Annotated in this window: 8 protein-coding genes; 2 read left to right on the forward strand and 6 right to left on the reverse strand. The window is 59.6% G+C overall.

Translation table 11 applies throughout. The features are described 5' to 3' along the window. Positions 1 to 16: 16 nt before the first annotated feature. The 4 genes from proX (J1777_RS02300) to proV form a co-directional block, all read right to left on the reverse strand. A complete protein-coding gene (gene proX, locus J1777_RS02300; protein ID WP_207574257.1) occupies positions 17 to 997 on the reverse strand; it encodes a glycine betaine/L-proline ABC transporter substrate-binding protein ProX in 981 nt (326 codons plus the stop codon). 199 nt (positions 998 to 1,196) lie between these two features. Then, positions 1,197 to 2,198, reverse strand: a complete 1,002-nt coding sequence (proX, locus tag J1777_RS02305; RefSeq protein ID WP_207574223.1) for a glycine betaine/L-proline ABC transporter substrate-binding protein ProX — start codon at positions 2,196 to 2,198, stop codon at positions 1,197 to 1,199. 138 nt (positions 2,199 to 2,336) lie between these two features. Then, positions 2,337 to 3,428 (reverse strand): glycine betaine/L-proline ABC transporter permease ProW, encoded by a 1,092-nt coding sequence (gene proW, locus J1777_RS02310; protein WP_207574224.1) that lies wholly within the window; start codon positions 3,426 to 3,428, stop codon positions 2,337 to 2,339. Positions 3,429 to 3,442: 14 nt separating this feature from the next. Then, complete coding sequence (gene proV, locus J1777_RS02315; RefSeq protein WP_207574225.1) at positions 3,443 to 4,798, reverse strand: glycine betaine/L-proline ABC transporter ATP-binding protein ProV; 1,356 nt, start codon at positions 4,796 to 4,798, stop codon at positions 3,443 to 3,445. Positions 4,799 to 5,463: 665 nt separating this feature from the next. Between proV and acs the strand changes: the two genes are divergently transcribed. Continuing rightward, positions 5,464 to 7,455 carry an acetate--CoA ligase gene (gene acs / locus J1777_RS02320; protein ID WP_207574226.1) on the forward strand — a complete coding sequence of 664 codons (1,992 nt, stop codon included), beginning with the start codon at positions 5,464 to 5,466 and terminating at the stop codon, positions 7,453 to 7,455. Between the two features lie 144 nt (positions 7,456 to 7,599). Further along, positions 7,600 to 8,085, forward strand: coding sequence for a LapA family protein (locus J1777_RS02325; RefSeq protein WP_207574227.1), 486 nt, complete (start codon positions 7,600 to 7,602; stop codon positions 8,083 to 8,085). Positions 8,086 to 8,273: 188 nt separating this feature from the next. On the opposite strand, the gene J1777_RS02330 is transcribed toward J1777_RS02325, so the two are convergent. Together J1777_RS02330 and J1777_RS02335 are read right to left on the reverse strand one after the other, a co-directional pair. Continuing rightward, positions 8,274 to 10,208 carry a sigma-54-dependent Fis family transcriptional regulator gene (locus J1777_RS02330; RefSeq protein ID WP_207574228.1) on the reverse strand — a complete coding sequence of 645 codons (1,935 nt, stop codon included), beginning with the start codon at positions 10,206 to 10,208 and terminating at the stop codon, positions 8,274 to 8,276. 369 nt (positions 10,209 to 10,577) lie between these two features. Next, positions 10,578 to 12,104, reverse strand: coding sequence for an aldehyde dehydrogenase family protein (locus J1777_RS02335; RefSeq protein ID WP_207574229.1), 1,527 nt, complete (start codon positions 12,102 to 12,104; stop codon positions 10,578 to 10,580). Position 12,105 lies beyond the last annotated feature (1 nt).

The following is a 12,105-nucleotide window of genomic DNA, read 5'->3' on the forward strand; positions in this document are numbered from 1 at the left end:
GTCTGGCGGGGTTTTTTTATTTGGCTGCGGCGGCCAAGGCCTGAGCGATCCAGCCATCAAAGGTGGCCTGGTGGGCTTTGATCCAGCCATCGACGTGGCGCTGCACGTCGGCATCCTTGTTTTCGCCCTGGCTCATCAGGTGGTTTTGCGCGTTGATGTCGGCCAGAGGCAGGCGCATGATTTCAAACAGCTTGGCGGCGGCTGGGTTGGCATCTGTCCACGCCTTGTTGGCGACGATTTGCTGTTTGTTCACGACAAAACCGTAGTTCTTGCCGTTGGGCAAGGTGGTGTCCAGCCCTTTTTGTTCCCCTGGCATGGCGGAAAAGGGCACTTCCAGCCACACCACATCTTTGCCAGGGATGAGTTCGTTGCTCACCCAGTACGGTGTCCAGGTGTAATAAAGGACGGGTTTGCCCGCCTTGAAGCGCGCCAGGGTGTCGGCAATCAGGGCTGCGTAGTTGCCTTGCTGGTGGGTGATGGTGGGGCGCAATATATACGCATCCAAATGGTGTTCGACCACGGCCTCGCAGCCCCAGCCTGGGGTGCAGCCGGCCAGGTCGGCTTTGCCATCGCCGTCCGTGTCGAACAGGGCCGCCAGCTTGGGGTCTTGCAGCTGGGCGATGTTGGTGATGTTGTAGTGGTCGGCGGTTTTCTTATCGATCAGATAGCCCTGGGCGGCGTTGCTGATGTATTCGCCTTGGCGGTAGAACTTGGCATCGCCGCCCGCATTTTTATAAAAGTCGGCGTGCAGCGGGTTCCAGTGCGAGGCGATGAAGGTGGCATCCCCAGCAGCAATCGACATGTAGGCGGTGGGGTAGTCCACGTCCTTGTAGGGCTGGACGGTGTAGCCCAGTTGCTCTAGCGCCCGCATGACCAGCAGGTGCTGGAAGTTTTCTTCCGGAACCGGATTTTTCACGGGTTTGACGGTGATGCCTTTGCCAGGCAGCGCATCGGCCGCGTAGGCATGGCTGCCCAATGTGCTGCCGGTGTAGGCCATGAAGGCCAGGCCGCAACTGATGGCCAGTGTTTTGCACACCTGGCCCAGCTTGCGGCCGCCGGGATGTGAGATGGTGGGATGGGTGCTGGGGGTGAAGCTTGAAAAAATACGCATGCGCTGAAGGTCTCCTTGAATGTAAAAGTCAGGCAGGATAAAAAAATGCCACTCCCAGGAAGGAAGTGGCATGCGGGGGGATGCTTTACTTGGCGGCTGCTTTGGCTTTGGCAATCCAGCCATCAAACGTGGCCTGGTGGGCCTTGATCCAGCCATCGACGTGGCGCTCGATGTCGGTGGGCTTGTTCTGGCCTTGGCTCATCAGGTGGTTTTGGGCGTTGATGTCGGCCACGGGCAGTTGCATGGTTTCAAACAGCGTGGCGGCCGCTGGGTTTTTCTCGGCCCAGGCTTTGTTGGCCACGATTTGCTGGTTGTTCACCACAAAGCCGTAGTTTTTGCCGTTGGGCAGCTTGGTGTCCAGCCCTTTTTGCTCGCCGGGCAGCGAGGAAAAAGGCACCTCCAGCCAGACCACATCCTGGCCGGGCTTGAGTTCGTTGCTCACCCAGTAGGGCGTCCAAGTGTAGTAAAGCACGGGCTGGCCCGCTTTGAAGCGGGTGATGGTGTCCGCCATCAATGCCGAGTAGCTGCCCTGCTGGTGGGTGACGGTGCCGCGCAGTTGGTAGGCCTCCAGGTGGTGTTCAATCACCGCTTCGCAGCCCCAGCCGGGGTTGCAGCCAGTGAGGTCGGCCTTGCCATCGCCGTCGTTGTCAAAGATTTTGGCAATCGCCGGGTCTTTGAGCTGGTCAATGTGGGTGATCTTGTATTGGTCGGCGGTTTTCTTGTCGATCAAATACCCCTGGGCGGCATTGCCGGAGTAAATGCCTTTGCGAAACAGTTTGGCCTCGCCGCCGGCGTTTTTAAAGTAATCGGCGTGCAGGGGGTTCCAGTGGTCGGCCAAAAAGGTGGCATCGCCATTGCCAATGGCGACGTGGGCGGTGGGGTATTCCACTTCTTTGATGGGCTGCACCTCGTAGCCCAGTTGCTCCAGCGCTTTCATGACTAGCAGGGTTTGGAATGTTTCTTCGGCAATCGAGCTTTTCAGGGGCAGCACCGAGATGCCCTTGCCGGGCAGGTCAGCAGCGTGTGCGCTTAAGCCGGCCAGGGCCAGGGCGGCGGCAACGAGGGTGGGGCGGAAAAGTTTGTTCATCAGAGTCTCCTGTTCAACGAAGTGGGTGAAATAAATGCTTATTAAATAAAGAGCTGTTACCGCTTTTAAATCAATGATTTTTTATTAAAAACAATAAAAATTACTATTAAATAAAGCGGTTACAGCTATTAGTTTTGACTATTTGCGGTGCGGCAACAAGCCCAGTGGCCCTTGCTGCCACCAGCGTTGGTTGCCCCGGCGCGGCTCGCCCATGGCTTGGGTGATGCGGTCCAGCACAATGGCCAGCAGCACAATGCCCAGGCCGCCGATGGTGGCCAGCCCCATGTCCAGGCGACCAATGCCGCGCAGCACCATCTGGCCCAGGCCGCCGACGGCGATCATCGAGGCGATAACCACCATCGACAGGCTGAGCATCAGCGCCTGGTTGATGCCCGCCATGATGTTGGGCATGGCCAGGGGCAGCTGCACCTTCCACAGCAATTGCCAGGGCGAGGCACCGTAGGCACGGCTGGCTTCGATCAGGTCGGGGCGCACTTGGCGAATGCCCAGGTTGGTCAGGCGCACCAGCGGGGGCAGGGCAAACACGATGGTCACAATCACCCCCGGCACGTTGCCAATGCCAAACAGCATCACCACCGGTACCAGATAGACAAAGGCTGGCGTGGTTTGCATGGCATCGAGCAGCGGGCGCAGCAGGCTTTGCGCGCGGTCGCTGCTGGCCAGCAAAATGCCCAGCGGCAGGCCAATCACAATGCAAAACACCAAAGAAGTCAGCACCAGGGAGAGGGTAACCATGGCCTCGGGCCAGATGCCCAGCAGGGCAATCAGTGCCAGCGAAATGGCCGTGCCCATGGCCAGGGCGCGGCTGGCAAATTGCCAGGCGATCAGCGCCAGCAGCACCGTCAGCACTGGCCAGGGCATGGCCTGCAGGGTGTTTTCTACGCCGGTCAAGGTGGCATCAATGGGGGTGCGCACGGTTTGAAAGAAGGGGCGAAAGTGGGTTACCACCCAGTCCAGCCCTTGGTTAATGGCGCTTTGAATTGGCAGGCCATCGTGCAGCAGCTGGCTCCACCAATCGGTGGGCGCGGCATCGGTGGCGGCGGTGTTGCTCAGCCAATCGGTGCCGGCGCTGCTGCTGGCCGTGCTGGCGGCATCGCTGGCCCCCCAGGGGTCGGCGGCAGGGGCAGCGGTTTCGGCCGGGGCACTGGCGGCGCTCCATGGGTCGTCGTTGGCGGGGGCGGGGAGGGTATTGGTTGTTGTGTCACTCATAGCGGGCATCTCACTCATGCGGCATCTCCGGGGCGGGCAGTGGCAGGGGCGCGATCACTGCCACTGTCGCTGTCACTGTGTTCGGTCAGCACGGCAGGCAGGTCGGTCTGACCGGATGGGAATTCGGGGTTGAGCTTGAGCGGCGGGCGCTCGTCTTGCGGCGGCAGCAGCGGCGGGGTGTCGCGGTCCAAAAAGCGCAGCAAGGTGGTGCGGCTGATCACGCCCAGGTAGCGCTCTTGCGCATCAATGACCGGCAGGGCAAAGGGCAGCGAGGCGGCCAAGCCAAACAAATCGGCCACGGGTGTCTCGGCCTGGATGGGGGTGACCTGGGGCAAAAATGCACGCTGCAGCCCCAGGGGGCCTTGGTGCCCGCGCAAGGCATCGCGCAGCGATTGGGAGGAGACCACGCCCATGAAGCGCTTGTTGGTGCTGAGCACGTAGGCGTACTCATAGTCCATGTCTTCCATCAGGCGCAGCGTGGCACGGCAGCCGCGGTCGGCCTGTTCGGAAAACACCGTCAGCGCTTGGCGGGCAATGTCCCCGGCTTTGAACACCACCGAGGCATCCACCCCTTGCACAAAGCTGCGCACGTAGTCGTCGGCCGGTTCGCGCAGGATTTCGTCGGGCGTGCCCACCTGCACCACGTGGCCATCTTTCATGATGGCGATGCGGTCGCCAATGCGCATGGCCTCGTCCAGATCGTGCGAGATAAAGACGATGGTGCGGCGCTTGATCTGCTGCAGGCGCAGCAGCTCGGACTGCATCTCGGTGCGGATGATGGGGTCCAGGGCGGAGAAGGCCTCGTCCATCAGCAAGATGGCGGGGTCGGCCGCCAGGGCGCGGGCCAGGCCGACGCGCTGCTGCATGCCGCCGGACAGCTCATCGGGGTAGCTGGCCCCCCAGCCGGCCAAGCCCACTTGCTCCAGCGCGGCTTCGGCCGCTTGCTGGCGCTGGGCTTTGTCCACCCCGGCCAGCTCCAGACCAAAGGCGGTGTTGTCCTGCACCGTCATGTGCGGCATCAGTGCAAAGGATTGAAACACCATGGAAATGTCTTTGCGCCGCAGCTCGCGCAGGGCTTTGTCGTCCAGGGCGTTGATGTCCTGGCCGTCGATCAGGATGCGCCCGGCCGTCGGCTCGATCAAGCGGTTGAGCATGCGCACCAAGGTGGATTTGCCCGAGCCCGACAGGCCCATGACGACGAATATTTCTCCAGCCTGGATGTCAAAGTGCGCGTCAAACACGCCAATGGACTGGCCGGTTTTTTCAAGAATGTGCTGTTTGGAATGCCCTTGGCGCACCAGCTCCAGCGCGTGCTGGGGTTTGTCACCAAAGACTTTGAAAACATGCTCGATGTGGATGGATTTAGCCACTGGTTGTCCTCTTTTGTTGAATGTTGTCGAGGGTTGAACACAGTGCAGCCGACCGCTTGCCAAGCAAACGGTATGCCTACACGAGAAACCAATTTTTTGAAAGCGACCAGCACACCGCACAAGCTACTGTGCGTGAAGAACCACAAAGACGGCCAAGCAAGCCGCCGGGTCGAGTCCGCATGGTGCCCAGAAAGCACGCAAGGACTGCTGTGAAAGGAGTTGGTGAGAAGCAACCAACGGCAAAAGACCGCCAGGCACTTTTCGCCAGATCCCAAGCCTGCCGTAGGCATTGCCAGGGAAGAAAAGTCCGTGCACCAGAGCCAAAAAATTGGCCTGTGGCAGCGCCTGAATCCGTAAGACACACAGGCAGCTACCGGGTCGTTCCGCTGCGAAAGCAGTGGATTACCTGCATGGCAGGTTGTTAAGAGGGTGTTAATTGTATTGATTGAGTGTTAAAAAGTCAATGATCTTTTTCTGAATGAGGCAAAAAAGGGTGTTTTACGGGTTTTCCCGGAACGAAACGAGGCTTCAAATCTTGCGTTTCGTCAGTAGGCTGTAAGTCCCTAGGGCGACAGTAACTAGCGTTTAGTCGCTTGGATTGATATCGCGCGTGGGGCATCAGCCAAAGTGGCTAGAGAGTCAAAAAATTTTTAAGGAGACAACGCATGTCATCGAATGCAATCCAGTCTGTTCTGGTTGAAAACCGTGTTTTTCCCCCTTCGGAAGCCGTGCAAAAAGCCGCCCGTATTTCTGGCATGGCCAATTACCAAGCCCTGTGCGCAGAGGCTGAAAACGACTACGAAGGTTTCTGGGCCCGCCTGGCCCGTGAAAACGTGGTGTGGAGCAAACCCTTCACCCAGATCCTGGATGAAAGCAATGCCCCGTTCTACAAGTGGTTTGCCGATGGTGAGTTGAACGCCAGCGCCAACAGCCTGGACCGCCACATGGGCACCCCCACCGAGAACAAAACCGCCATCATTTTTGAAGCCGACGATGGCCAGGTCACCAAAGTCACCTACCGCGAACTGCTGGACCGGGTGAGCCAGTTTGCCAATGGCCTGAAAGCACGGGGCGTGAAAAAAGGCGACCGCGTGCTGCTGTACATGCCCATGACCATCGAAGGCGTGGTGGCCATGCAGGCCTGCGCCCGCTTGGGGGCCACCCACAGCGTGGTGTTTGGCGGCTTCTCGGCCAAGGCGGTGCAAGAGCGCATTGTTGATGTGGGTGCGGTGGCCGTCATCACGGCCAACTACCAAATGCGGGGTGGTAAAGAGCTGCCCCTGAAAGCCATCGTGGACGAAGCCATTGCCATGGGCGGCTGCGAGAGCATCAAAAACGTGTTCGTGTACGAGCGCACCGCTTCGCCCTACGCCAAGGAAGCGGGCCGCGACGTGCCTTTCTCCGAGCTGCTGGCTGGCCAATCGACCGATTGCCCGCCCGTGCCCGTGAATGCCGAGCATCCTCTGTTTGTGCTCTACACCAGCGGCTCCACCGGCAAGCCCAAGGGCGTGCAGCACTCCACCGGCGGCTACATGCTGTGGGCACGCCAAACCATGCGTTGGTCGTTTGACGTGCAGGACAGCGATGTCTTCTGGTGCACGGCCGACATTGGCTGGATCACCGGCCACACCTATGTGGCTTACGGCCCGTTGGCCGCAGGGGCCACGCAAATCGTCTTTGAAGGCGTGCCCACCTACCCCAATGCGGGCCGCTTCTGGCAGATGATTGAGCGCCACAAGTGCACCATTTTCTACACCGCGCCGACGGCCATCCGCTCGCTGATCAAGGCCTCGGAAGCCGATGCTGCCGTACACCCCAATGCCTCTGACCTGAGCAGCCTGCGCATCCTGGGTTCGGTCGGTGAGCCGATCAACCCCGAAGCCTGGATGTGGTACTACAAACACGTGGGCCAAGAGCGCTGCCCGATCGTCGATACCTTCTGGCAGACCGAAAACGGCGGCCACATGATCACGCCGCTGCCCGGTGCCACGCCGCTGGTGCCTGGTTCTTGCACGCTGCCGCTGCCTGGCATCACCGCCGCCATCGTGGACGAGGCCGGGCATGACCTGCCTAACGGTGCAGGCGGCATGCTGGTGGTCAAGCGCCCCTGGCCTTCGATGATTCGCAACATCTGGGGCGACCCCGAGCGTTTCAAGAAAAGCTATTTCCCTGAGGAGCTGGGTGGCAAAACCTACCTGGCTGGCGACGGTGCCGTGCGCAGCGAAGACCGGGGTTACTTCCGCATCACGGGCCGCATTGATGATGTGCTGAACGTTTCGGGCCACCGCATGGGCACCATGGAGATCGAATCGGCCCTGGTGGCCAAGACCGATCTGGTGGCCGAAGCCGCCGTGGTGGGCCGCCCGGACGATCTGACGGGCGAGGCTATTTGCGCCTTCGTGGTCTTGAAGCGCCCCGTGCCGACCGGCGACGAGGCCAAAGCCATTGCCAAAGAGTTGCGCGACTGGGTGGCCAAAGAAATTGGGCCGATTGCCAAGCCCAAGGACATCCGTTTTGGCGAGAACCTGCCCAAAACCCGCTCCGGCAAAATCATGCGCCGTCTGCTGCGCTCGCTGGCCAAGGGCGAGACCATCACCCAAGACACCAGCACGCTGGAGAACCCTGCCATCCTCGATCAGTTGGCCAATACCAACTGATGAATGCTTGAACGGCACGCTCCGCGCGGGCGGTGCCGGGCCATAGACAAAAGCCACCTTGATTTTTCAGGGTGGCTTTTTTATCTGGGCATCTGCCGTCACAATGCGCACTATTTTGAGAGAAAACTATCAGGAGTTTGGACTATGAAAGCACGCACCGCCTTGCTGGTTCTGATTGTGGCCTTGCTGGGGTATTTGGCCTTTTTTAACTTTTCCACCTTGGCGCAAGACGTGCCGATGTCGCTCGGCTTTACCGAGGTACACGGCCCTCTGGGCTTGGTCATGCTGGCGTTGTACGCCTTGATGGCCGCGATTTTCTTGGCCTATGTGATTGCCATGCAGGCCACTTGGCTGCTGGAAGTGCGTGCGCACAACAAAGCCCTGCAGGCGCAGCGTGAGCTGGCCGAAAAAGCCGAAATCTCCCGCTTTACCGAGTTGCGTGGGGCGCTGGATGACAAGCAAACACAATGGGAAAAGCGCGTGATGGAGCGCCTTGATGCCCTGGAAAATCACCTCAAAGCCCGCGCCGAAGAAAGTGACAACGTGCACGCTGCGTACCTGGGCCAGCTTGAAGAGCAGCTGCGCAATCAGCCGGGCAAGGAGTCGCCCCCTGCGCTGGGCCAGCAATAGCAGGCAATAAAGAGGGCGTTGCCCTAAGAACGTGTTCACAATCTCCTCGCGGGTGTGCAGTCGCGGTCTCGGGCGGTCTGCGGCGTTGCAAATCCTCGCCATAGCTACGGCTATGTCTGTGGTTTGCGCCTTGCAGCCCATCCCGATCCGCATCCCGCACCCCTTCGCGTGGAGATCATGAACACGTTCTAAAACTGGTTTGCGTTCTTAGGCAAGGGGAGAAGCCCCTTCTTGCGGTAGAAGGTGTTGCGTGAAATTCCGAGGACTTTGGCCGCTGCCGAGACGTTTCCTTGGTGCTCAGCCAGGGCCTGGGCCATGCGCTGCAAGGTCAGGTCGTTCAGCTTATGGGTTTCTTGGCCGAAATCGAAATTTTCCATAGCTGTTGGCGCTTTGTGTTCAACGGTTTCTTGGTAATCATCCAGAAAATCATCGGGTAAATCTGCGCAAGTCACTATGCTTTCTTCTTCTGCCGTTGCGCAGGCCATGACGCAGGCGGTGCGCAGCACATTGTGCAGTTGGCGCACATTGCCTGGCCAGGGGTAGCTGAGAAAGCGCTGTAGAACCTCGGGGGCCAGGGTGCAGGTGGCCCCTTCGGGCTGCACGGCTTGTAGCACTTTGGCAATCACGGCAGGTAAATCGGTGCGTTCGCGCAGAGCGGGCAGGCGTACGGCCAAGCCGTTGAGGCGGTAGTACAGGTCTTCGCGGAACAGGCCCTGGTTGATGCGGGCCTTCAAGTCTTGGTGCGTGGCGCAGACCACGGCAATGTCGATGGGGATGTCCTTTTCGCTGCCCAGCGGGCTGATGCGCCGCTCCTGCAGCACGCGCAGCAGCCGCGCCTGCAGGGACAGGGGCATGTCGCCAATCTCATCCAAAAATAGTGTGCCGCCGTGCGCCTGGGCGATTTTGCCGACGGCGCCCTTCTTGCGGGCACCGGTAAACGCGCCATCGGCGTAGCCAAAGAGTTCGGCCTCAATCAGCGATTCAGGAATGCTCGCGCAGTTCACCGCAATAAATGGCTGGTTGGCCCGGGCTGAGTCCTGGTGCCAAGCGCGGGCCAGTAAATCCTTGCCGGTGCCGGTTTCGCCCAGCAGCATGACGGGGATGTTTTTGTCCAGCACTTTACGCAGCCGGGCAATGGTGTGCGCCAGCTGCGTGTCGCCCGTGTCCAGGTATTGCAGGTGGGAGAGCCGCTGGGGCAGGGTGGTGGGGGTGTTGTGGGGTGCTGCGGCCGTTGTGGGGCGCTGCACGGCCTCGGTAGAAGGCGGTAGATGGATGCGGCAAGCAACCAAAACACCGCTCTCCAGCATGAGTTGCTGCGCGCAGGCTTGTAACAGCTCGGTCAGTGGGTGGCGAAACAGCATGGAAAAGTGCTGTGTAGGGACTGATTGGGGCTGCGCATCGGTCAAGCTGCATTGAAATTGGGCACTGCGGTTAAGGCTGAGCAACTGCCCATCGGGCGAGAAAACGGCGATGCCTTCCATCAGGGTGCCCAAAAATTCGGGCCGTGCATGAAAGTGAAGGCGAATGGCCTGCGGAAACTGCGCCGCCAGCATCTGGTTTTCCAGCATCTGCACCGACATGCGCACCAGCGCCAGGGTGTGCGGGTGGTGACGGTGGTGTTCACTGGTTACGTCCAGCGCCCCCATGAGTTGCCCATGTGGCCCAAAAATGGGGGCACATGCGCAGGCCAGGCTGTGGTTGGCCTGCAGAAAGTGTTCGGCCCCTTGCACGGTGATGGCTTGGCGTTCTTGCAGCGCGGTGCCAATGGCGTTGGTGCCCTGGGCCTGTTCTGACCAATCAACCCCAGGGACCAGGGCCACTTGGTCTGCCTTGGGCAGAAAATCGCGGTCGCCCAGGCTGTGCAGTACCAGGCCACTGGCTGAAGTTAGCACCAAGATGCTGCCGGTATTGTTGATTTGGCTGAACAAATGCTCCATTACCGGGGTGGCGTGCTGGCACAGAAAGCGGTGCTGATCGAGGGCATCGCGCAGCGCCCCCGAGGCCAGCCGCTGGTAATCTGGCGCATCCCGCAAGGCCAAGCCGTAGCGCAGCGAACGCTCATGTGCCAACGTGAGCAGGTGCGCATGGTCGGCAGAGGCCAGGGCCGTGGAGTGCAAGGACATACAGATTTCCCCAAAAAAAAACTACGCTCTTAGCGACGTAACCGGCCCAGTGTGCCCGCCACAGAACGCGTGAACAAGCTGGATATCCCCCAAATTTCTTGTTTTTAATAGCTTTTTACGCTTGATTTGCGTCAATTTAAAGGTATTTAGTTATTAATTCCTTTGTTTGTAAAGCGGAATAAGCTCCTTTTTTTATATCAAATAAAAAATCCCAGCACAAATTTGTACCGGGATTTCTGGTGGATGCGATGGGCTTGACCGGCCAGTCTGTGTGGGTGGCGTACAGGTCGGTGTGGCTTTGTCAAAAGCCAGCGCAGTACTACGCTGGCGCTGAGATGGCGAACACGTGCTTAGAACGTGTTCACGATCTTAGAAAAAGCCCAGCGCTTGCGGGTTGTAGCTGACCAGCAGGTTCTTGGTCTGCTGGTAGTTGGACAGTGCCAGCTTGTGCGTTTCGCGGCCGATGCCCGATTTCTTGTAGCCGCCAAAGGCGGCGTGCGCCGGGTAGAGGTGGTAGCAGTTGGTCCACACGCGGCCGGCTTGGATGGCGCGGCCCATGTGGTAGGCGACGGTGCCGTTGCGGCTCCAGACGCCTGCGCCTAGGCCGAACTCGCTGTCGTTGGCGATGCGCACGGCATCTTCCACATCTTTGAAGGTGGTGACGGAGGCGACGGGGCCAAAAATTTCTTCCTGGAACACGCGCATGTCGTTTTTGCCGTACAGCAGTGTGGGTTTGACGAAGAAGCCATCGTTGATTTGTCCACCGGCCCGCAGGCGCTCACCGCCGGTCAGGCACTGGGCCCCTTCTTGGCGGCCAATTTCCACGTAGCCCAGGATGCGCTCGAGTTGCGCTTGCGACACTTGCGCTCCGACCATGGTGGATTTGTCCAGCGGGTGGCCTTGCTTCATGGCTTCGACCCGGGCCACGGCGCGTTCCATAAAGCGCTCATAGATCGACTCTTGCACCAAGATGCGTGAGGGGCAGGTGCAGACTTCGCCTTGGTTGAAGGCGAACATCGAGAAGCCCTCCAGCGCCTTGTCAAAGAATTCGTCATCAGCATCCATCACATCGGCAAAGAAGATGTTCGGGCTCTTGCCACCCAGCTCCACGGTGGAGGGGATGAGGTTGTCGGCGGCAGCGTGCAGGATGCGCTGGCCCACAGGGGTGGAGCCGGTGAAGGCAATTTTGGCAATGCGCTTGCTGGTGGCCAGCGCCTCGCCAGCCTCTTTGCCGTAGCCATTGACGATGTTGAGCACGCCGGGCGGCAGCAGGTCGGCAATCAGGTCCATCAGCACCAGAATGGACGCGGGGGTTTGCTCGGCTGGTTTCATCACTACGCAGCAGCCAGCGGCCAGGGCGGGGGCCAGTTTCCAGCAGGCCATCAGCAGGGGAAAGTTCCAGGGAATGATTTGCCCGACCACGCCAATGGGCTCATTGAAGTGGTAGGCCACGGTTTTGGAGTCAATTTCCGAGATCGTGCCCTCTTGCGCACGGATGCAGCCGGCAAAGTAGCGAAAGTGGTCAATGCCCAGGGGAACGTCGGCGGCGGTGGTTTCGCGCAGCGGTTTGCCGTTGTCGATGGTTTCTGCGGTGGCCAGCAGGTCGATGTTTTGCTCCATGCGGTCGGCAATTTTCAGCAGGATCAGTGAGCGCTCGGCCACCGAGGTTTTGCCCCATTTTTCCTGTGCAGCGTGGGCGGCATCCAGTGCCAGGTTGATATCGGCCGCGTCGGATTGCGCCACTTTGCAAAAGGGTTTGCCGGTAATGGGCGATACATTGTCAAAGTAACGCCCGGCAACGGGGGCCACCCATTTGCCGCCAATGAAATTGTCGTACTGGGTGCGGTAAGGGAAGGAAAGATCGAGGTTGAAGCGCTTGAATTCAAACATGTCCATG

Origin of the sequence: Comamonas denitrificans, from assembly GCF_017368815.1 — a bacterium.
Lineage (GTDB): Bacteria > Pseudomonadota > Gammaproteobacteria > Burkholderiales > Burkholderiaceae_C > Comamonas > Comamonas denitrificans.

Bases quoted from the DNA above. Each gene is read 5' to 3' on its own strand.
- J1777_RS02330 (WP_207574228.1), bottom strand. From the start codon at position 10,208: ATGTCCTTGCACTCCACGGCCCTGGCCTCTGCCGACCATGCGCACCTG.
- acs (WP_207574226.1), top strand. From the start codon at position 5,464: ATGTCATCGAATGCAATCCAGTCTGTTCTGGTTGAAAACCGTGTTTTT.
- proX (WP_207574257.1), bottom strand. From the start codon at position 997: ATGGCCTACACCGGCAGCACATTGGGCAGCCATGCCTACGCGGCCGAT.
- J1777_RS02325 (WP_207574227.1), top strand. From the start codon at position 7,600: ATGAAAGCACGCACCGCCTTGCTGGTTCTGATTGTGGCCTTGCTGGGG.
- J1777_RS02335 (WP_207574229.1), bottom strand. From the start codon at position 12,104: ATGGACATGTTTGAATTCAAGCGCTTCAACCTCGATCTTTCCTTCCCT.
- proW (WP_207574224.1), bottom strand. From the start codon at position 3,428: ATGAGTGACACAACAACCAATACCCTCCCCGCCCCCGCCAACGACGAC.
- proX (WP_207574223.1), bottom strand. From the start codon at position 2,198: ATGAACAAACTTTTCCGCCCCACCCTCGTTGCCGCCGCCCTGGCCCTG.